At 69.4% G+C, this 21,919-nt stretch carries 12 protein-coding genes and 2 pseudogenes; 6 read left to right on the top strand and 8 right to left on the bottom strand.

Features of this window, described 5'->3' with window-relative positions:
* The first annotated feature begins 16 nt into the window (after positions 1–16).
* Positions 17–7,441, top strand: coding sequence for an SDR family NAD(P)-dependent oxidoreductase (locus ACHBTE_RS03410; RefSeq protein ID WP_394721796.1), 7,425 nt, complete (start codon positions 17–19; stop codon positions 7,439–7,441).
* A gap of 66 nt (positions 7,442–7,507) precedes the next feature.
* On the opposite strand, the gene ACHBTE_RS03405 is transcribed toward ACHBTE_RS03410, so the two are convergent.
* The gene (locus ACHBTE_RS03405; RefSeq protein ID WP_394721795.1) at positions 7,508–7,846 is read right to left on the bottom strand and encodes an MMPL family transporter; all 339 of its coding nucleotides are present in this window, start codon (positions 7,844–7,846) and stop codon (positions 7,508–7,510) included.
* 244 nt (positions 7,847–8,090) lie between these two features.
* On the opposite strand from ACHBTE_RS03405, the gene ACHBTE_RS03400 reads away from it, so the two are divergent.
* Entirely contained in the window at positions 8,091–9,407 is a 1,317-nt protein-coding gene (locus ACHBTE_RS03400) for a class I SAM-dependent methyltransferase (RefSeq protein WP_394721794.1), read from the top strand.
* 302 nt (positions 9,408–9,709) lie between these two features.
* Here the strand turns inward: ACHBTE_RS03400 and ACHBTE_RS03395 are convergent.
* From ACHBTE_RS03395 to argG, 5 genes and pseudogenes are all read right to left on the bottom strand, one after another.
* Positions 9,710–10,136: pseudogene (locus ACHBTE_RS03395) on the bottom strand (nucleotidyl transferase AbiEii/AbiGii toxin family protein); the annotation flags it as partial.
* A 21-nt stretch (positions 10,137–10,157) separates the two neighbouring features.
* Positions 10,158–10,533 (bottom strand): annotated as a pseudogene (locus ACHBTE_RS03390) (hypothetical protein); the annotation flags it as partial.
* 308 nt (positions 10,534–10,841) lie between these two features.
* Complete coding sequence (locus ACHBTE_RS03385; RefSeq protein WP_394721793.1) at positions 10,842–12,371, bottom strand: helix-turn-helix domain-containing protein; 1,530 nt, start codon at positions 12,369–12,371, stop codon at positions 10,842–10,844.
* 65 nt (positions 12,372–12,436) lie between these two features.
* Positions 12,437–12,634: a DUF4236 domain-containing protein gene (locus ACHBTE_RS03380; protein ID WP_394721792.1), complete on the bottom strand. Its 198-nt coding sequence runs from the start codon at positions 12,632–12,634 to the stop codon at positions 12,437–12,439.
* 150 nt (positions 12,635–12,784) lie between these two features.
* Complete coding sequence (argG, locus tag ACHBTE_RS03375) at positions 12,785–14,239, bottom strand: argininosuccinate synthase (RefSeq protein ID WP_394721991.1); 1,455 nt, start codon at positions 14,237–14,239, stop codon at positions 12,785–12,787.
* A 273-nt stretch (positions 14,240–14,512) separates the two neighbouring features.
* Here argG and acnA point away from each other — a divergent pair, with 273 nt between their 5' ends.
* Together acnA and ACHBTE_RS03365 are read left to right on the top strand one after the other, a co-directional pair.
* Positions 14,513–17,230, top strand: coding sequence for an aconitate hydratase AcnA (gene acnA / locus ACHBTE_RS03370; protein ID WP_394721791.1), 2,718 nt, complete (start codon positions 14,513–14,515; stop codon positions 17,228–17,230).
* A 296-nt stretch (positions 17,231–17,526) separates the two neighbouring features.
* On the top strand, positions 17,527–17,772 hold the full coding sequence (locus ACHBTE_RS03365; RefSeq protein ID WP_394721790.1) for a DUF397 domain-containing protein: 246 nt from the start codon (positions 17,527–17,529) through the stop codon (positions 17,770–17,772).
* Positions 17,773–18,040: 268 nt separating this feature from the next.
* On the opposite strand, the gene ACHBTE_RS03360 is transcribed toward ACHBTE_RS03365, so the two are convergent.
* Together ACHBTE_RS03360 and ACHBTE_RS03355 are read right to left on the bottom strand one after the other, a co-directional pair.
* Positions 18,041–18,463: a hypothetical protein gene (locus ACHBTE_RS03360; RefSeq protein WP_394721789.1), complete on the bottom strand. Its 423-nt coding sequence runs from the start codon at positions 18,461–18,463 to the stop codon at positions 18,041–18,043.
* Positions 18,464–18,508: 45 nt separating this feature from the next.
* Complete coding sequence (locus tag ACHBTE_RS03355; protein WP_394721788.1) at positions 18,509–19,366, bottom strand: helix-turn-helix domain-containing protein; 858 nt, start codon at positions 19,364–19,366, stop codon at positions 18,509–18,511.
* Between the two features lie 424 nt (positions 19,367–19,790).
* On the opposite strand from ACHBTE_RS03355, the gene ACHBTE_RS03350 reads away from it, so the two are divergent.
* On the top strand, positions 19,791–21,056 hold the full coding sequence (locus tag ACHBTE_RS03350; RefSeq protein WP_394721787.1) for a glycosyltransferase family 4 protein: 1,266 nt from the start codon (positions 19,791–19,793) through the stop codon (positions 21,054–21,056).
* Positions 21,053–21,919: transferase (locus ACHBTE_RS03345; RefSeq protein ID WP_394721786.1), on the top strand; the 867-nt coding region annotated here is incomplete at its 3' end. The genes ACHBTE_RS03350 and ACHBTE_RS03345, both read left to right, overlap by 4 nt.

The raw sequence follows: 21,919 nt of genomic DNA, 5'->3' as shown, positions 1-21,919 counted from the left end.
TCCGTCAGGAGAACAGTTGCCCTCGCACATGCCCTTGCTGTCCGATGACGCCGTCGCCGTGGTGGGCACGGCCTGTCGTCTGCCGAGCGGGATCCACCACCTGGACGATCTGTGGGCTGTGTTGACGGCCGGTGCCGATCTGGTCGGAGAAGTACCCCCGGACCGCTTCCCGACGGCGGACTTCGTGGACACCCATCGGCGTCCCGGTCAGTCGTACACCGCGGCGGGCGGTTTCCTGGACGACGTGGCGGGCTTCGACACCACCTACTTCACAGCGATCTCCCCCAGAGAAGCGGCCCAGATGGATCCCCAGCAGCGGCTGCTGCTGGAGATGGCGGTCGAGGTGCTGGATGACGCGGGCACCGATGCTGCCCGGCTGGAGGGGTCGGACACAGCAGTGTTCGTCGGTTGCTCGAGCCGGGACTACGGTGAGTTGCAGTCGATGTCACCGGAGTCGGGCAACGCCTACACGATGTCGGGGACGGCAGGCGCCATCGCTGCCAACCGGCTGTCGCACTACTTCGACTGGCACGGACAGAGTGTCACCGTGGACACCGCCTGCTCCTCCGCGCTGACCGCCGTGCACCAGGCGTGTGAGCACCTGCGCAACGGACATGCCCGTGTCGCGGTGGCCGGGGGCATCAACATTCTCCTCAACCCCCACCTGTACGCCGGTTTCTGCAACGCCTCCATGCTTTCGCCCACAGGCCGCTGCCGGCCGTTCTCGGCCGAGGCGGACGGGTTCGCCCGCGCGGAGGGTGGCGGCCTCGTACTGCTGAAGCGGTTGGTCGACGCCACGGCGGACGGAGATCGTGTCCACGCGGTGATCCTGTCCAGCGGCACCAACAACGACGGACGTACTCCCGGCCTCGCACTGCCCAGCAGCGACGCGCAGCAGGCGCTGCTGCGTCAGGTGTACGCGCGGGCGGGGCTGGTACCCGACGACGTCGCGTACCTGGAAGCCCATGGCACGGGCACTCGGGCCGGGGATCCGCTTGAGGTGGAGGCCATCGGCCGTGCGCTCGGGGTCGGTCGCCACCGGGGCCCCCTGCCCATCGGATCGGTCAAGAGCAATCTCGGGCACATGGAGGCCGCCGCCGGCATGGCGGGCCTGTTCAAGGCGATGCTGGTCCTGCGGCACCAGCGGATCCCGGCCACGCTGCATGCCGAACGACTCAACCCGGAGATCGCCTTCGACGATCTCAACGTGCGCCCGGTCGCTCGGCCCGAGCCGCTCGACTCACCCGGGAGGGCGGTCGCGGGTGTCAACTCGTTCGGTTTCGGCGGCGCCAATGCCCACGTCGTCATCGCCGCCCCTTCGGCGGCCCCCGTGGACGAGCAGCTGCCTGGGCCCTCACGGGCGACCGCTCTGCCGGTGGTGGTGTCTGCCCGGACTCCGGCGGCCCTGAAGCGGGCCTGCGAACAGATGGCGGAGCACCTGCAGTTCACCGAGGACGGTCTCTACGACATCGCCTACACCGCCACCCTGCGGCGCACGCGTCACGAACACGCCGCCTGTGTCTGGGCCGCGGACCCGTCGCAGGCGGCCGACGCGTTTCTGCGGCTCGCGGGGGGTGAGGCGCCCGGGGCGGCGACGACTGCCGTGCGCGCGGCGCCGGGACGAGTCGCGTTCGTGTTCGACGGCAACGGTTCCCAATGGGCGGGCATGGGCACGGACCTGATGACGGAGGCGGTCTTCGCCGCCGCCGTCGACGAGGTCGACACCTGCCTGCGCCCGTACCTGAGGTGGTCCGTGGCAGAGAGGCTGGCCGGGGGGTCACCCGATCTGGAGCGCACGGAGGTCGCCCAGCCCCTGCTGTTCGCCGTGCAGGTCGGCATCGTCCGGCTGCTGGAAGACGCCGGCATCGAGCCGGACGCTGTCGTCGGGCACAGCGTCGGTGAGATCGCCGCCGCGTACGTCGCCGGCTGTCTCGATCTGGAGCAGGCGTGCCGCGTCGTGGCGGTACGCAGCCGGGCCCAGTCCGCCACCGCCGGCAGCGGGCGCATGGCGGCGGTCGGCCTCGGCGCCGACGCGGCCACGAAGGAGCTGGCGGCCTTCGGCGGACGCCTGGAACTCGCCGGTGTCAACAGCCCCACCGACGTCACGCTCGCCGGTGACCCTGCGGCGCTGACGGAGCTGGGTCGGCAGCTGACGGCGCGCGGGGTGTTCTTCCGGCTCCTGGACCTGGACTACGCCTTCCACTCCCGCCACATGGATCCGGTGCACGGCGATGTCACGGGGCCGCTGAGTACGCTCCGGCCAGGACTGGGCCGACTCGGCTTCGCCTCCACCGTCACGGGGGCCGTTCTGGCGGGCCCGCGGCTCGATGCCGGCTACTGGTGGCGCAACGTACGTGAACCGGTCCTGTTCGCAGACGCCGTACGGGCTCTGGCGGACGAGGGCTGCACCTCCTTCATCGAGGTGGGTCCTCACCCCGTCCTGGCCACCTACCTGAAACGGCTGCTGCCCGCGAGGGCCGGCGCGCACGCCACACTGCGCCGCGACACCGACGGCCCCACCGGCGTGCGACGTGCCGCCGCCGCGGTCGTCGCCGCGGGTGCCCGCCCCGGCGCGCGGTGCTTCCCCCGGCCCGGCACAGTGGTGTCCCTGCCCGGATACCCCTGGCAGCGCGAGCGGCACTGGAACGGAGCACCCGACTGGTGGGCCTCGGTGCCCCAGGACAGGACGGTCGTACATCCTCTGCTGGGCCGACGGGCGGCAGTCGCCGAGCCGACCTGGCATCAGCAGCTCACGGGCACCCGGCTGCCATGGCTCGCCGATCACCGGGTCGGCACGGACGTCGTCATGCCGGCCACCGCGTACCTGGAGGCCGCGCTCGCGGCGGGCCGTGCGGGTCTGGGCGCCCGGTGCGAGGTCACCGACCTCACCGTGCTCAGGCCGCTGACCCTGCCACGCGCCGACGACCCGACGCCCGTGTCCGTACAGACGTCCCTGTCGGTCGAGGACGGCATCGTCCTCATCGCCTCGCGCCGGGACGCCTCCGGGCCCTGGACACCGCACGCCCGCGGCCGGGTACGACGGCATACCACGCCCGCACCCGCACCGATCACCGCCCCAGAGGGAGGAACGGCGGTCGACGCCGCGGTGCACTACGACCTCACCGCGCGCGCCGGCCTGCATTACGGGCCCGCCTTCCAGGTCCTGACCACTCTGCAGGTATCCGACTCCTGGGTCACCGCCGCCTACGAACTCCCCGCCGCGGCCGCGGCGGACGGCGATGGTTTCGAGGCGCACCCGGTGATCAGCGACGGTGCCCTGCAGACGACCGCCCCACTCCTCGCCCCGGTCGCGGACGGCCGTGTGTTCCTGCCCACGGCCGTCGAGAAGGCGCAGGTCTGGCACCAGCCGCCGGCCCGGGGGCGGATCCACGTCAGGCTGCGCCACCTCACCGGGTCGGACGCCGTCGTCGACGTCACCGTCAGTCTGGAGGACGGCACTGTCGCTGCCGAGCTGTCGGGCTGCCGCGTGCGTGCTCTCGCCGCCAAGGACGAGTTGCAGGAGCTGGCGACCGTGCTGCGTCACGCGCCGCTGCCCGGCAGGTGGCCGAACCACTCCACTGTTCCGCTGCTGGGACCGGAGACCTCGACGGCGGCGACGGCCGCGGCCCGGGCGGCCTTCGAGGCAGACCAGGCGGACGACTACCCGCGCTTCGCCGCCATAGCGAAGACGACGGCGGGGCACTACGCAGCCGCTGCCTTCGCTGCTCTGATCCCCGGCACCGGCTCGTTCTCTTTGGGCGATCTCCTGGACGCGGGCCTGCGACCGCACTACGCCCCCTACGTCCGACTGCTCGCGGGACTGGCTGTCAAGGTCGGGCTGCTCCAGCCCACCTCCAGTGGGGAGCGCTGGGAGTTCACCGGCGTGGCCGCCGCTGCGGAAGCCCATATGCGCCGGTGGTCGGAGCGCTGCCCTCAGTGGATCACCGCCATCGCCCTGTCCACGCGTTGCGGAACGCATCTGACCGACATTCTCACCGGCCGGACCGACGCCCGCGAGGTGCTGTTCAACGAGGCCGACCGCCACCTCGTGGAGGCTTTTTACGCCGACACCCCGCAGATGCGTGCGCACGGCCACTACGCCCGTCTCGTCATCGAGGAGGCACTGCGTACGTGGCCGGTCGGCCGCCCTCTGCGAGTGCTCGAGGTGGGCGCCGGCACCGGCGGTCTCACCACGGCGCTGCTTCCCGTGCTTCCGCCCCACCTCACGAGCTACACCTTTACTGACGCCACGCCGGCCTTCTTTCCTCGCGCGCAGGCCCGGTTCGCCGACCACGACTACCTCGACTACCGCGTGCTGGACCTGAACCGCGACCCGGCGGAGCAGGGTTTCGCTCCCGGGTCGTACGACCTGATCGTGGCCGCGAACGTGCTGCACGCCACCGCCGACCTCCGGGCCACGTGTACACGACTGGCGCGGCTGCTCGACTCCGGTGGGCAACTGCTGGCGGTCGAGAGTCACGACGAGGAGATCATTGGCCCGTGCTTCGGGCTGCTGCCGGAGTACTGGTCGTTCACCGACACCCAGGTGCGCACCAGCCCTCTGCTGCCTCGCGCGGCATGGCCGCCGTTGCTGTCCGACTGCGGCTTCGACGCCGTCGCTGACGTCGGCAGCGAGCAACCGGAGACCGCGCAGGACTACTGCTTGCTGGTCGCGCGGCGGAGCACTGCCCCGGAGGCTCGCCCGAATCCCGCCCCGCCCGCCCTGGAAACTCCCACCCGCGCCGACGGCCCGTGGCTGGTCGTCACCGACGCCGCCGGTCAGTCCCTGGCCGAGACGTTGGTCGACGACCTCCGTGCGGCCGGGGCCCACGTCATGGGCACGCGTGTGTCGGACGCCTGGGATCGGGGGATGGGCGACTTCACCGGCCAGGTGCCGTCACGCGCGGTGCTGGTCTTCGGCACCGAGCAGGAGCAAGCCGACGCCGACCTCGTCACGGAGGCCGCGGGAGTCGTGAAGGCCGCGGCAGTTGCCCTGGCCGCCGCCGGCCACGCCGACCCCCAGCTGTGGTTGGTCACTCCCCCGACGGGCCTGCACCCCGCGCCGGCGGACACCGGGAGCCTGCCCTGGGCCGCCGCGCTGTGGGGTGTCGGCCGGGTCGTGGCCAACGAGCACCCGATCCTGACGGTACGCCGCGTCAGCCTCTCCTCCTCCGGGGACCTGGCGCAGGACGCCGCCCGACTCACCGCGGAACTCCTCGCACCGGCCCGGTCCGGCGCGCCAGGCGAGGAGGACGAGACCGTGCTGGACACCCATGGCCGCTTCGTCCCCCGACTGCGCCCGCTCCCGCCCGCGACCCGACAGGCCGGACGCCACGACACCTACCGGCTGCGGCTGCACCGCCCGGGGCGCGGTCACCGGCTGACCTGGGCTCCCGCAGCGTCGGAAGAGCCAGGCCCCGGCGAGGTGATCCTCCGTGTCAAGGCCGCCGCACTCAACTACCGCGATGTGATGCTCGCAGAAGGCTTGCTCCCGCCCGACGCCGAACCGGCCACCCCCACAGGGCCTCTTCTGGGCCTGGAGTGCGCCGGCATCGTGACCGCCACCGGCCCGGGCGTGGCCGAGTGGTCGGTGGGCGACCGCGTGTTCGCCTTCGCCCACGGTGCGCTCGGCTCTCACGTACGAGTGCGCACCGAGCAGGTCGGCCGCATGCCCGATCGTATGACCTTCGAACAGGCGGCGACGCTGCCTGCGGTCTTCCTCACCGTCCAGCACTCCCTGGAGACCCTCGCCCACCTCCAGTCCGACGAGACCGTGCTCGTCCACGGCGGCGCCGGCGGCATCGGCCTGGCCGCCCTCGCCTATGCGCGACACATCGGCGCCCGGGTGATCGCCACCGCCGGCACACCGGCCAAGCGGGACCTGTTGCGCACGCTCGGCGCCGAGGCGGTCTTCAACTCCCGGGACCTCTCCTTCGCACACGAGGTCCGCGACGCGACCGCGGGCCGGGGCGTGGACGTCGTGCTGAACTCGCTGGCCGGCGAGGCCATCGCCCGCAGCCTGGAGTGCCTGACGCCGGGGGGCCGGTTCATCGAACTGGGCAAGCGCGACATCTACGCCAACGCTCCTTTGCTCCTGCGCCCCTTCCGGGACAACCTGGCCTATTACGGCGTCGACATCACCCGCTTCATCGCCGACGCGCCCGAGGCGGCCGCGGCCGCGTTCCGCATGGTCGGTGAACGCGTGGGGGCCGGCGTCTACCGGGCCCTACCCCATCAGAGTCATCCTGCCAGCCGCATCAAGGACGCGTTCAGCGCCCTGCGCCACTCGCGTCACCTGGGCAAGGTCGTCATTTCCTTCACCGACAGCTCGCCGGTCGTCATCGACCAGCCCGAACCGGCAGTGCGGCTCGACCCCGACGTCACGTATCTGATCACTGGCGGGCTCAGCGGCCTGGGCGCGGCGACGGCCCGCCACCTCGCCGACCGGGGCGCCCGTCATCTGGCTCTCCTCTCCCGGCGCGGTGTCCAGGCGCCCGAAGCCGCCGGTCTGGTCGCCGACTTGGAGAGGGCGGGTACGACGGTACGGGTGTACGGCGCCGACGTCACCGAGCCCGAGGCTGTCGAGGCGGTCATCGCGGAAGCGGATCAACTCCGTCGTCCGGTACGCGGCATCGTGCACGCCGCCATGCATCTCGACGACGCACCCCTGAGCGACCTCACCGCTGAGCGGTTCGCCGACGTCGTGGCCCCCAAGGTTCGCGGCGTCTCGGTACTCCACGACCTCACACGCGACCGCGCGCTCGACTTCTTCGTCGTCTACTCTTCCGTCGCCGCCCTGATCGGCAACCAGCACCAAGCCCCGTACGCGGCCGCCAACCTCTACCTGGAAGCACTTGCGCGACAGCGCCGGGATCACGGCAGCCCGGGTCTGGCCCTGGCCTGGGGCGGCATCTCCGAAACCGGTTACGTCGCACGAACGCAGATGGCTGACACCATCGCCCGCTCCGGCATCGGACTGATCTCTCCGGCCACCGCTCTGGCCGCTTTCGACCGGCATCTTCACCGTGCGCACGGCCAAGCAGCCATCGGTGTCATGGACTGGGACCGGCTCACCGACCTGCTCCCCGCGCTGTCCGTGGCCCGCTTCACCGCCCAGCTGGCCCACGCGAACCCTCGCGCGTCCCGTGCCCAGGCCGACGACCTGCGCAAGCGCCTGAAGCTGGCCGAGAGCGACCAAGCGCGACTCGACCTGATCACCGAGATCCTCGTCGACGCGGCCGCCCGTATTCTTCAGACCACCACGGACCGCGTCGACCCCACCGCGAACCTCGCCGACCTCGGCCTGGACTCGCTCATGGGCGCGGAACTCTCCGTCTCCCTCCAGCAGACCTTCCACTGCGAACTGTCCATGATGGAGCTGATGGCCGCCGCGACCCTCGACGGAATCGCTCACCGCATCCACCGCACACTGCACCACTAGAGCGGCGACGGAATACCGCGAGGGGCCTTTCCCGAGGGATCGGCCCCTCAGCCGGGTCCGCGGCGGTCAGCTGGCCGTGGACGGGCTGGACAAACGCTCGCACGGAGGGCCTCGGGCGGGAAGCCACCAGTTGGCGGGACCGAGCGCCGCCATCACGGCGAGCACCAGGACGCCGCGGACCAGTACCGCGTCCACGAGTGAGGCCAGAGCCACTCCCGCTCCGATCGTCTTGATCACGGATGCGGAGGAGGTGGCCATGGCAGCTGTGGAGATCGCCACGGCCAGCGCGACGGACGTCATCAGGCGCCCGGTGTGGGCGATGCCCTCCACCACAGCGAGATGGTGGTCCGCCGTGCGCTGGTACTCCTCGCAAATACGTCCCAGTAAGAACACCTCGTAGTCCACTGACAGGGCGCTATGGCCGTGCCCGTGTGGTGCGACGGTCGTTAGCCGAGCGGCGGCATGACGCTGTGAGCCTGCGGACACTTTGGCGCACAGCGTGACCCAGCGCTCGCCGGTGTCCCCATGGGTCTCGGCCACGCGTGCTTCTGTCGGGCGACCCGTTCGCCAACAGGAGCACGAGGTTGCATGTGCTGCACCTCGGCGGCATGGGGGCAACCGCGAGCCATGGCCAGTCGAGTAGGGAGAGATGATGACCAGAGCACGTACCAGCGGCATTGCCCATCAGGTCGCTGCCTTTCTGCAGCAGATGACAGGGGAAGCCATGGAGTTCGAGATGCGGGCCTGGGACGGGAGCGTCGCAGGTGCCGCGTCGGGATCTGCCCTGGTACTGAAGCACCCCGACGCGGTGCGACGCATGCTGTGGCGTCCCGGACAACTTGGAGCCGCTCGAGCGTTCGTGGCCGGGGACATCGACATTGAGGGTGACCTGGTAGCGGTCATGCGACAACTGGGCTCCGCCCTGGGGTCCTCCCGATCGGATCTCGCGCGCGCGGCCCTGTCGTCATGGCGTCTCGGTGTGAACCGGCAGGTGCTGGGACCACCGCTCCGCCCCCCGTCGGGGGAGGTCCGGCCCACCCGTGGCTCCCGAGCGGTACGCCATCACTACGATGTCGGTGACGACTTCTACAGACTCGTCCTAGGGTCGTCAATGGTCTATTCCAGTGCCTACTGGGGCCAGGGGGCGGCTTCCGCCGGGTTCGAACTGGACGACGCGCAAACCTCCAAACTGGACCTGATCTGCCGCAAGCTCGACCTCCAACCAGGGATGCGGCTGCTGGACCTCGGCTGTGGATGGGGCGGCCTGCTTCTGCACGCTGCCCGGCACTATGGTGTCAATGGTGTGGGTGTGACCCTCTCACCGAACCAGGCGCGACTCGCCACCCGAAGGATCCAGGAAGCCGGCCTGTCGGATCGCTTGCACGTACGGCTGCAGGACTACCGCGCGGTCTCGGACGGGCCCTTCGATGCTGTGGCCAGCGTCGAGATGACTCAGCACCTGTCACGTCGTGGTCAGAGCCGACATGTTGCCGCCCTGGCGCGTCTGGTCGCGCCGGGCGGACGCGTCCTCAGTCACGAGTTGTGCATCCTGCGCCCCGGGCGACGTCTGGTGCGCAGTCCGTTCATGCTCCGTTACGTGTTCCCGGACTTCAACCCGGGCGAGATCGGCAGCAGCGTGCTGCAGGCGGAGCGTTCTGGCCTGGAGGTTCTGGACGTCGAAAACCTCCGGACAGACTTCGCTCTGACGCTCCGGGCGTGGCTGGACCGGCTGGAGACGCGGCACGAGCGGGCCGTCGAACTCGTCGGCCGCGAGACGGTGGCCGCCTGGCGGTTGCTCTTCGCCGTCGGGCTGCTGTCCTATGAGGCGGGTCACCTGAATCTGCAGCACATGGTCTGTGTCCGTCCGTACCCGGTCAAGCGGCGGATCTTCACGCCCCAGTCCGGCTGTTATCGACGGCCCGTCCCATCCATGATGGGTGCGCCGGAAGAAGTACGGGTCGATTAAGAAGGCTTCGCTTTCCGAACGTAGTCGTTGAGTTTCCACTATTCAGGCATGGCTCTGGCGGTCTAGTGCCAACGCCGTTCGGTTTGGGGTGGGGCCGTGAGCCGCCCGAGTTTCGTGGCGTTCGATTTCGATTGGTTCAGGTCGGCCTTGACGGTGCCGTTCAGCGCCTCGTCCCCACGCGTTGTCACTTCTCCGTGCTCGCGGAAGCAAACCGAGTCCTCACATGTGTCGCGAGACGTTCCTCAACTCCTGCTCCAACTACTCGGGCCCATGACCGCGTCCGGAAGTGTGCAGTCGATGTCCGCGAACACGTCGATCAGGTCGCGGGGCGCTCCGCGGCCGGCGAGGGCGCGGACCTTGGTTCCGATCACGTCCTCCTCGGCGAGGACGGGTCCGTACGGACTCTGGGCGACCGGTCGCCAGAAGGTCTCTTTGAGGATGTCAACCTCGCAGTCCTGTCCGGTGGCGGGATCGGACACAGTGAAGCGGGCGGACAGCGGCGAGATCTCCAGCGCGTGCACTTTCCAGCCGCGGGGCTTCCAGGCCCGTGCGGAGCGTGGCGGCGATGTCGGCCATGGGCGCCGGGTTCTCGGTGGCGATGTCGAGGTCCTGGCTGGGACGGTTCACGAGGCGGTGCGCCCGCGCCGCGTACCCGCCGGTGAGAACCAGGAGATACGGGGAGCCGAGGGCGATCACGTCCCGCAGGAGCCGCGTGTGCAGCTCCGGCATGTCCGTCACGCGGCGGCCTGGGCGCGAGGCGAGCTGGGGGAAGGTGTCTTCCCATACGGCGCGCACGGTGCGGCCGACGAGGGTGCGCAGTACCGGCCACAGCTGGAGGAGCAGGCCCTGGTTGAGGTAGCGGGGCAGATCGTCGTGCAGGCCCTCGTGCAGGACGGTGCGGTACAGGCCCGTGCGCTGGCGCGGCTTGCTCAGGTCGTACGACGTCATCCCGGACCAGGGCCATGTGCAGCGGTAGCTCCACGACCCCCTGAGTGGGGCCGTGCAACTCGTCCAGCGACTCCGGCAGACGTCGCTGAAACGTCTCCCGGTACAACGCGAGATCCTCAGCTACCGCGTGCGAGAGGCCGCTCGGACGCGGTGCGGGACGCTGTGGGTTCGAGGACATGCCTCCAAAGATCGCAGGACAGCGGTAAGAGGCATGATGCGCGAGCTTGCTTCCGGAGTGCATGACAGCGAGGCAGTGAGTTGAGACTCGGCCCGACCAGTTGTCGCCCATCCGTCGCTCATGCCGACGTCCTGCCCGTAACCCATCACGTGCAGGGCCGGGCAATTTCCGCCCCCTCAGCCCCGAGACCGGCAGCCTCCCGGCTCGGCCCAAAGTCCCTGAGAAGTCCCACAGAAGAAGCCAATTCCCCTCCTGACTGGCATACCTGCGGGTCAGGAGGGGGTTCGCGCTGCTTTCTCTCAGAGCTTTCAAATGTCCCGGAAGATCTCGATCTGCGCCCCGATCGAGTTCAACCGCTCGGCCAGATCCTCGTACCCCCGGTTGATGACATACACGTTCCGCAGCACGGACGTCCCCTCCGCCGCCATCATCGCCAGCAGGACGACCACGGCGGGCCGCAGGGCGGGCGGGCACATCATCTCGGCGGCGCGCCAGCGGGTCGGGCCCTCGACCAGGACGCGGTGCGGGTCCAGCAACTGGAGCCTGCCGCCGAGGCGGTTGAGGTCCGTCAGGTAGATCGCGCGGTTGTCGTAGACCCAGTCGTGGATCAGTGTCTTGCCGGACGCGACGGCGGCGATGGCCGCGAAGAACGGGACGTTGTCGATGTTCAGGCCCGGGAACGGCATCGGGTGGATCTTGTCGATCGGCGCCTCCAGCTTGGAGGGCCGGACGGTGAGGTCCACCAGCCGGGTACGGCCGTTGTCCGCGAAGTACTCGGGCGTACGGTCGTGGTCGAGGCCCATCTCCTCCAGGACCGCCAGCTCGATCTCCAGGAACTCGATCGGCACCCGGCACACCGTCAGTTCGGACTCGGTGACGACGGCCGCGGCCAGCAGGCTCATCGCCTCGACCGGGTCCTCGGACGGCGAGTAGTCGACGTCGGCGTCGATGGTGGCCACGCCGTGCACGGTGAGCGTGGTGGTGCCGATGCCCTCGACCCGCACGCCGAGGGCCTCCAGGAAGAAGCAGAGGTCCTGGACCATGTAGTTGGAGGAGGCGTTGCGGATGACCGTGACGCCGTCGTGCCGCGCGGCGGCCAGCAACGCGTTCTCGGTCACCGTGTCTCCGCGCTCGGTCAGCACGATCGGCCGGCCGGGGCGCACCGAGCGGTCGACGGTGGCGTGGTAGTGGCCCTCGGTCGCCGCGACGTCCAGACCGAACCGGCGCAGCGCGATCATGTGCGGCTCGATGGTCCGCGTGCCGAGGTCGCAGCCGCCGGCGTAAGGCAGCTTGAAGCGGTCCAGACGGTGCAGCAGCGGGCCGAGGAACATGATGATGGACCGCGTGCGCACGGCGGCCTCGGCGTCGATCGCGGCCATGTTCAGCTCGGCCGGCGGCACGATCTCCAAGTCGACACCGTCGTTGATCCAACGGGTGCGCACACCGATGGAGTTGAGCACCTCCAGGAGGCGATAGACCTCCTCGATACGGGCGACGCGGCGCAGCACTGTGCGCCCCTTGTTGAGCAGCGAGGCGCACAGCAGGGCCACACAGGCGTTCTTGCTGGTCTTGACGTCGATGGAACCGGACAGCCGACGTCCGCCGACGACCCTCAGATGCATCGGACCGGCGTACCCGAGGGACACGATCTCGCTGTCCAGGGCTTCACCGATTCGGGCGATCATCTCAAGGCTGATGTTCTGGTTGCCGCGCTCGATGCGGTTGACGGCGCTCTGAGAGGTACCGAGCGCCTCGGCCAGCTGCGTCTGTGTCCAGCCACGGTGTTGCCGGGCGTCACGGATGAGCTTGCCGATGCGTACGAGGTAATCGTCTGCCATGAGGTTGAGGCTATCTCAGATATGAGATGGCACATTCCAGGGGGAGCCATTCGGGTGACGGGACGTCAACGCCGCCTGGTGTTACGGGTGCGACGCCATCCGAAAGGTCCGGGCAAATCCATCGATGTCGTACGACGTCCGGTGCTGCTGTGGGTGCGTCGCGGTCCGTGCCTTCCACCGGTGGTGATGGACCAGGAGTGCCGGTTGATGTTCAGCCGCACTCCGGGAAGGATGCGGAAACTCTTGCGGAACGTGAGGGGCATGGATGCCTCCCTTCGGAGTCGGTGTGTATCTCCCGGTTACCCCGACTTGACGAACTGATGGCATGTCGGAACGCCGGAAGGGTCCGGCTCGACGCCGCGGGCGTCGAGCCGGACCCTTCCGTGGATCCGTCCCCTGCTGGTGCCGCCGGGTCAGTCCGTGCCGGACTCCATGGCGGCGCGGTCCAGCCACGCGTCCTCCTCGGAGACCTCGCCGCGGGAGGCGATGGCCTCGGCGCCGCCCTCCGGCAGCTCCGGCATGGTGCCGATCAGCCCGGTGGCGGCGGCCTGGGAGGCGCCGATGGTCGGGCTGCCGGTGCCGATCAGGCCGAGGCCGGCGTACTGCTCCAGCTTGGCGCGGGAGTCGGCGATGTCGAGGTTGCGCATGGTGAGCTGGCCGATCCGGTCGACCGGGCCGAACGCCGAGTCCTCGGTGCGCTCCATGGACAGCTTGTCCGGGTGGTAGCTGAACGCCGGGCCCGTCGTGTCGAGGATCGAGTAGTCCTCGCCGCGCCGCAGTCGCAGGGTCACCTCGCCGGTGACCGCCGCGCCGACCCAGCGCTGGAGCGACTCGCGGATCATCAGCGCCTGCGGGTCCAGCCAGCGGCCCTCGTACATCAGGCGGCCGAGGCGCCGGCCCTCGGTGTGGTACTGGGCGATGGTGTCCTCGTTGTGGATGGCGTTGACCAGACGCTCGTACGCGGCGTGCAGCAGGGCCATGCCGGGCGCCTCGTAGATGCCGCGGCTCTTCGCCTCGATGATCCGGTTCTCGATCTGGTCCGACATGCCGAGGCCGTGCCGGCCGCCGATGGCGTTGGCCTCCATCACCAGATCGACGGGGGAGGCGAACTCCTTGCCGTTGACGGTGACGGGGCGGCCCTGCTCGAAGCCGATCGTCACGTCCTCGGTGGCGATGTGCACCGACGGGTCCCAGAACCGGACGCCCATGATCGGCTCGACGGACTCCACACCCGTGTCCAGATGCTCCAGGGTCTTCGCCTCGTGGGTGGCGCCCCAGATGTTGGCGTCGGTCGAGTACGCCTTCTCCGCCGAGTCCCGGTAGGGCAGGTTGTGGGCGACCAGCCACTCCGACATTTCCTTACGGCCGCCGAGCTCGGTCACGAAGTGCGCGTCGAGCCACGGCTTGTAGATCCGCAGGTTCGGGTTGGCGAGCAGGCCGTAGCGGTAGAACCGCTCGATGTCGTTGCCCTTGAAGGTCGAGCCGTCGCCCCAGATCTGGACGTCGTCCTCCAGCATCGCCCGGACCAGCAGGGTGCCGGTGACGGCACGGCCCAGCGGTGTGGTGTTGAAGTAGGCGCGCCCGCCGGAGCGGATGTGGAACGCGCCGCACGTCAGCGCGGCCAGGCCCTCCTCGACCAGCGCCGCGCGGCAGTCGACCAGGCGCGCGACCTCGGCGCCGTAGGTCTTGGCGCGGCCGGGCACCGAGGCGATGTCGGGCTCGTCGTACTGGCCGATGTCAGCGGTGTAGGTGCACGGGACGGCGCCCTTGTCGCGCATCCAGGCGACCGCGACCGAGGTGTCGAGACCGCCGGAGAAGGCGATGCCGACGCGCTCGCCGGTGGGCAGGGAGGTGAGGACCTTGGACATAGGAAGAGTATGCATGATTCCGCATGATCATGCAAAGGGGGCATGCCGAAGCCCCGGGGCATGACCATTCCGGCCCCATGTACTAGAGTTATCTCGACATCGAGATATCTACCGAGGTGCACCGCAGTCGCACGTCGCCGCCGGTCCACTGGTAAGGCTCACCTAACTTAGCCTGACCTAAGCGGATCGGCCAAGACGCCGGCGGCACCACGCGGCAGCAGCCGCATATTTTCGCGGTGTGGTGGTACGCGCACATCAATGAAGGAGACTGTCGTGTCGGCGAACAGCTTCGACGCCCGCAGCACGCTGCAGGTGGGCGACGAGTCGTACGAGATCTTCCGGCTGGACAAGGTCGAGGGCTCCGCCCGCCTCCCCTACAGCTTGAAGGTGCTGCTGGAGAACCTCCTCCGCACCGAGGACGGCGCGAACATCACCGCCGACCACATCCGCGCCCTCGGCGGCTGGGACTCCCAGGCCCAGCCGTCGCAGGAGATCCAGTTCACGCCGGCCCGCGTGATCATGCAGGACTTCACCGGCGTGCCCTGTGTCGTCGACCTCGCCACCATGCGTGAGGCCGTCAAGGCCCTCGGCGGCGACCCCGCGAAGGTCAACCCGCTCTCCCCGGCCGAGCTGGTCATCGACCACTCCGTCATCGCCGACAAGTTCGGCACCAACGACGCCTTCGCGCAGAACGTCGAGCTGGAGTACGGCCGCAACAAGGAGCGCTACCAGTTCCTGCGCTGGGGCCAGACCGCCTTCGACGACTTCAAGGTCGTCCCGCCCGGCACCGGCATCGTCCACCAGGTGAACATCGAGCACCTGGCGCGCACGGTCATGGTCCGTAACGGCCAGGCCTACCCCGACACCCTGGTCGGCACCGACTCGCACACCACCATGGTCAACGGCCTCGGCGTCCTCGGCTGGGGCGTCGGCGGCATCGAGGCCGAGGCCGCGATGCTCGGCCAGCCCGTCTCGATGCTCATCCCGCGCGTCGTCGGCTTCAAGCTGACCGGTGAGCTCAAGCCCGGCACCACCGCCACCGACCTCGTGCTGACCATCACCGAGATGCTCCGCAAGCACGGCGTCGTCGGCAAGTTCGTCGAGTTCTACGGCGAGGGCGTCGCCGCCACCTCGCTCGCCAACCGCGCCACCATCGGCAACATGTCGCCGGAGTTCGGCTCGACCGCCGCGATCTTCCCGATCGACGACGAGACGATCAACTACCTGCGCCTGACCGGCCGCTCCGCCCAGCAGCTCGCGCTCGTCGAGGCGTACGCCAAGGAGCAGGGCCTCTGGCTGGACCCGAAGGCCGAGCCCGACTTCTCCGAGAAGCTGGAGCTCGACCTCTCCACGGTCGTCCCCTCCATCGCCGGCCCGAAGCGCCCGCAGGACCGCATCGTCCTGGCGAACGCCGCCGAGCAGTTCAAGACGGACGTCCTCAACTACGTCGACACCGTGGACGAGGCCGGCCAGGAGTCCTTCCCCGCCTCCGACGCCCCGGCCGTCGCCCCGAACGGCGCCCCGTCCAACCCGGTCACCGTGACCGCCCCCGACGGCTCGACGTACGAGATCGACCACGGCGCGGTGACGGTCGCGGCCATCACCTCCTGCACCAACACCTCCAACCCGTACGTCATGGTCGCCGCCGCGCTCGTCGCGAAGAAGGCCGTGGAGAAGGGCCTGACCCGCAAGCCGTGGGTCAAGACCACCCTCGCCCCGGGTTCGAAGGTCGTCACCGACTACTTCGACAAGGCCGGTCTGACCCCGTACCTCGACAAGGTCGGCTTCAACCTCGTCGGCTACGGCTGCACCACCTGCATCGGCAACTCCGGCCCGCTGCCGGAGGAGGTCTCCAAGGCCGTCAACGACCACGACCTCGCGGTCACCTCGGTCCTCTCCGGCAACCGGAACTTCGAGGGCCGTATCAACCCCGACGTCAAGATGAACTACCTGGCCTCCCCGCCGCTGGTCGTCGCGTACGCCATCGCGGGCTCCATGAAGGTGGACATCACGCGCGACGCCCTCGGCGCGGACCAGGACGGCAACCCGGTCTTCCTGAAGGACATCTGGCCCTCCGAGGCCGAGGTCAACGACGTCGTGGCCAACGCCATCGGCGAGGACATGTTCAACAAGTCCTACTCCGACGTCTTCGCGGGCGACCTGCAGTGGCAGTCCCTCCCGGTCCCGACCGGTAACACCTTCGAGTGGGACGCCGAGTCGACCTACGTCCGCAAGCCCCCGTACTTCGAGGGCATGGAGATGGAGCCGGCCCCGGTCTCCGACATCTCCGGCGCCCGTGTGCTGGCCAAGCTGGGCGACTCGGTGACGACGGACCACATCTCGCCCGCCGGCGCCATCAAGGCCGACACCCCGGCCGGCAAGTACCTCACCGAGCACGGCGTAGAGCGCCGCGACTTCAACAGCTACGGCTCGCGCCGCGGCAACCACGAGGTCATGATCCGCGGCACGTTCGCCAACATCCGCCTGCGCAACCAGATCGCGCCGGGCACCGAGGGCGGCTACACCCGCGACTTCACCCAGGCCGACGGCCCGGTGTCGTTCATCTACGACGCCTCGCGCAACTACATCGAGCAGGGCATCCCGCTGGTCGTCCTGGCCGGCAAGGAGTACGGCTCCGGTTCCTCGCGTGACTGGGCCGCCAAGGGCACCGCGCTGCTCGGCGTCAAGGCCGTCATCGCCGAGTCCTACGAGCGCATCCACCGCTCGAACCTCATCGGCATGGGCGTCCTCCCGCTCCAGTTCCCGGAGGGCACCTCGGCCCAGTCCCTCGGCCTGACCGGCGAGGAGACCTTCTCCTTCGCGGGCGTCGAGGAGCTCAACAACGGCACCACGCCGCGCACGGTCAAGGTCACCACCGACACCGGTGTCGAGTTCGACGCGGTCGTCCGCATCGACACCCCCGGCGAGGCGGACTACTACCGCAACGGCGGCATCATGCAGTACGTGCTGCGCAGCCTGATCCGCAAGTAAGCGGTACGGCACGGCGGCCCACGCCGTGACGGGCCGCATCCCCGGCGACGGGGGTGCGGCCCGTCGGCGTTTCCGGGGTGCCGGGTCGCATCCCCCTCATGTCTGCTAACTCGCCTTGAAATGACGGAACTTGAGCCAACTCCGGCCCAAGCCGGTTCCCCCTGAGTCAAGTTGGGCAAACATGGAGTAGGCCGTCCGGCCAGTGGAAGCCGTGTGTCATCGCTCGGGTGCCGCTCGCGGTCCCCGGCCCTGACGTAGGGGTATTCGCCTGCGGTGGTGCACAACCGTCCACTAACATGGATGGGCACCATCCAGGCGCATCGGGGGGCAGGAGGGCTGAGGTGGTGCATAAGGGGAAACCCTTGTGGCGCAAGAGCAGCTTATGCGGCAATGAGAACGAGTGCGTGGAGGTCGCCGTGGGGGAGGGCCAAGTGCTTGCGCGTGACTCCAAGAAGCCCGGACGCTCGCCGCTGAGCTTCAGCACCCCCGCCTGGACGAGATTCCTTCTTGCTCTGACGCAGGAGGAGTTGGACGGCTCGTGACGTTCCTGACAAGCCATCGGCAGTAGGTAGGGGGCCTCTATGGGTGCCGAGGCATCTGCAGTGCAGCATTCGGGGAAGGGCCGCCGCAAGCGGCCGGCGCTCATGAGCGGAGCCGTCACCTACTCACTGAGCGCGGGAGCGGCGGCCACGTTGGCGGCAGCGCTCGCGTCCGTGCTCGTCGACAGCGTCCTCGCCAAGCGGATCCTGTGGATCGCCGTGGCCGTGGCCGTGGCGGTGGGCGCCGGAGTCTGGCGGGCCGGTTGCGCCACTACGACGTCCCCACCTGATTCTGATCGCCTTCCGCAGGATTCGCGGACGGGTTTCCCGAACTAGCGGCGGCGGTCTGACGGCGCTTCAGCAGTCGTTTCCACCACCAGGCGACCAGGCCCGTGATACCGGACGTCGTGAGGAACGTACCGACGATCGTGCCGATCCGCGACCACGGGAGCCTCAGCTGTCCGGCCTGCTCGACGATGACGAGCAGCGCCCCCACCACCACAACGAGCGCGAGCAGCGCGAGAAGGCCGAGGCAGATCACCAGCTTCAGCTTCACGGCGCCACGGGCGTTCTCTATCGCTATCAGGTTCTGTGTCTGTGCCGGGTCCTGTATCGCCTGCGCTTTGACATCGTCGTCGTTCATCCCGGCGCCGAGTACGTTTTGCAGGCCCTGCCATATCGACCTGAAGACCACGTTGGTCCTCCCCCTGGCTTCACCACCAGAAATGGCACCGCGGATCTAGCGGGCCCCGAGGTCTTGCTTGATGCGACCGATCAGGTCGAGTGACTCGGTGTCGCCGAGTGCCAGGTCCATGATCGTGTGGAAGCACTCCTGGTAGCGGGCCAGCAGCTCCAGGTCCTCGCCGCCGGTCATGCTGCCCGCGGCATGCTCCAGGTACAGCAGATCGTCCGCGTCGGGAAATCCGAGAAGGACGAAACTGCCCAGGGTGCTGTAGTGCGCCCCGGCTTCGAACGGGAGGACGCGGATGGTGATGCCGTCCCGTGCGCCCAGATCGAGAAGCTGCTGCAACTGCTCGTCCAGCACCGCCTTTCCGCCGATCTGGCGTCGTACGGCGGCTTCGTCCAGGACGAAGGTGACCTCGGGGCCGGCGGAACCGTCGAGCATCCTCTCCTGCCGCTCCATCCTCAGGTCCACCACCCTCCTGGTCCGTTGGGGTTTCAGCCCGCGCGGGGCGAGCAGCGCATCGGCGTATGCGCGGGTCTGGAGATGACCGGGTACGACGATGGGGTGATAGGTCCGAAGCGATGTCGCCGCGCTCTCGTAGCCCAGGTACTGGGCGTACTGAGGCGTGACGACGTCGTGGTACTTCGACCACCAGCTGGGCCCCTTGCTGCCCCGGGCCGCCTCGACCAGTTCCTCCACCTCGGACGGGTCGCCGACGTCGTACAGTCGTAGCAGGGCCCGCAGATCGCTCACGGACACGCTGACGGTTCCGGTCTCCACGCGGATGAGTTTCGACTGCGACCATTCCACCCGCTCGGCGGCCTCACGCTGGGTCAGGCCGGAGCGTTCGCGGGCCTGCCGCAGGGCAAGGCGCAGCTTGCGCCTGTTGAGGCTGGGGTCAGGGGATGTCATCACCGCTCCTTCGACCGTGCGCCTACCCTGAAGCCGGTCGGCCATGCACAGAAAGTTCCTAGCTCTCAGCTCCCTTCATTATGCATCGAGCAAAAAGGATAGAGCTGAATGACATGAGCTGAACGTCCGCCCGGGGCGGAGGCGGTGCGCGGCGGGGCGCCGAGGCGCTGCGAGGGGGCGTGAACTGCACCCTTGTCGACCCTTGTCGACGTCTCCTCACCCATCACGGGAACGTCGGGGCGAACCCTGGTGCTCCCGGCGGGCGGCTCTGGTGCCGGTTCGTGGAAGCGAGGGCGCTCAACCAGCGCACGAAATCTCATGGGGCTTGCAAACGCGCGCCGGGCGCACGCCGTGGGGTTGATGACAGGAGAACGAACTGGTAACAGCAGGCAACCCGGGGGAGGTTGACGCGGTCTAGTCCGCCATGAAGATCTCTTTCCTGCTGCACAACGGCTATGGAATCGGAGGCACGATAACCACCACCTTCAACCTGGCGCAGGCGCTGGCCGAACGGCACGAGGTGGAGATCGTCTCGGTGCTGCGGCACCGCGAACTCCCCAACTTCGCGCTCGACCCGAGAGTGTCCCTGAGACCCCTGGTCGACCTGCGGCACGAGAAGGAACACCCGCTGCATCTGAGACCGGCGAAGGTGTTCCCCGCCGCCGAGTACCGCCACGGCCAGTACAGCGAGCTGACGGACCGGCGCATCGGCGAACACCTCGCGCAGACCGACGCCGACGTCGTCATCGGCACCCGGCCGGGCCTCAATGTGCACCTGGCGCTCCAGGCGCCGCAGCACGTCGTCCGCGTCGGCCAGGAACACCTCACCCTCGACAACCATCCGCCCCGGCTGCGCACCGCGCTGCGCCGGGCCTACCGCCGGCTGGACGTGCTGACCACGGTCACGCAGGCCGACGCCGCCGCCTACCGGCGCAAGATGCGGCTGCCCGGTGTGCGCGTCGAGGCACTCCCCAACAGCGTCCCCGACCCGGCCCTGCCCGCCGCCGACGGCACGGCGAAGGTGGTGGTCGCGGCGGGCCGGCTGGTCCCGGTGAAACGTTACGACCTGCTCATCGAGGCCTTCGCGCCGGTGGCCGCCGACTTCCCGGACTGGCAGCTGCGCATCTACGGCAAGGGCGAGGAGCACGACCGGCTGGGGCAGCTCATCCACCGGCTCGGCCTGTACGACAACGTCTTCCTGATGGGCGCGGCGGCCCCCATGGAGGCGGAGTGGGTCAAGGGGTCGATCGGCGCCGCCGCCTCCAACTTCGAGCCGTTCGGCATGACCATCGTCGAGGCGATGCGCTGTGGGCTGCCGGTGGTGAGCACCGACTGTCCGTACGGGCCCGGCGAGATCATCGAGGACGGGGTGGACGGCAGGCTGGTGCCGGTCGGGGACCGCGACGCCATGGCCGCTGCCCTGCTGGATCTCGTCCGCGACGACGAACGGCGCCGGCGGATGGGCCGTAGGGCGATGGAGAACGCGCGGCGATTCGCCCCGGGCCCTGTCGTGGAGCAGGCCGAGCGGCTGATCGGCGAGGCGATACAGGCCCGTAGGGCCGGCCGGCCCGTCGCGGCAGAACGCGGCGGCATGGGCCGGACCCTGGTCAGCCAGGGATTCGCCGCACGCGACACCGCCTATGCCGCGGCCTCGCGTGCGCTGCACACGGTACGGAGGGGACAGCGATGACGACCGCAACCGGCGCGACCCAGGAGACGGCCCTCCGTGCGGACTGCACGGTCGACGAGGACGGACGGATCAGCTTCGTCCTGAGGGCGGACGCGGTCGCCGGCGCCGCCGCACCCCGGCTGCTGCTGCGGCTGCGTCCCAAGAAGGGACAGCCCGAGAAGACCCTGCACCTGCTGGACCCGGAACCGACGGGCGACGGCCGTCTGCGTGCCGTCCTCGAGCCGAAGCCCGTTCTCGCCGAAGGCCGTTGGGACGTCTACCTGCTGCCCGAACCGGGCGCCGATCGCCGGCGGGTGCGGCCCGGTCTGCGCGATCTGCGGGCCCTGGTCGACGGCGGGGCCCGCGACCGGCCGTCGCCGGTGGCCGTGCGGGTGCCGTACACCACCAAGGACGGCTTCCTCGCGGTGCGGGCCTGGGCGCGTACCGCGCACGCGGAGATCGGGCGTATCGAGGTGACGGACCGTTCGATGACACTCCGGGCCCGGCTGCACGGCGCCACCCTCGCCGAGGGAGCCGCCGTACGACTGCGTCTGCGGGGCGGGAACGGTGTTGTACGGGCCTTTGAGCCACGGGCGGGCGACGACGGCCGGGAGTTCTCCGTGACGGTGGACTACGGGGAGCTGACCGCCGACCTCGGCACCACCGGCAGCCGCGTCTGGGATCTCCTCGTCCACCCGGGAGGCGAGGGAACCTCGCCGATCCGGATCGGCCGGCTGCTGGACGACGTGGCGGACCGCAAGGAGGTCTTCGTCTATCCGTCGGCCACCCTCGGCGGCGTCACCGTACGGCCCTACTTCACGGTCGACAACGACCTCTCCATGGAGGTGGGGGGGGGGGGGGGGGGGGGGGGGGGGGGGGGGGGG

The organism is Streptomyces sp. M41 (genome assembly GCF_043673425.1).
Classification (GTDB): Bacteria; Actinomycetota; Actinomycetes; order Streptomycetales; family Streptomycetaceae; genus Streptomyces.
This window is presented reverse-complemented; position numbering and strand designations above follow the sequence as displayed.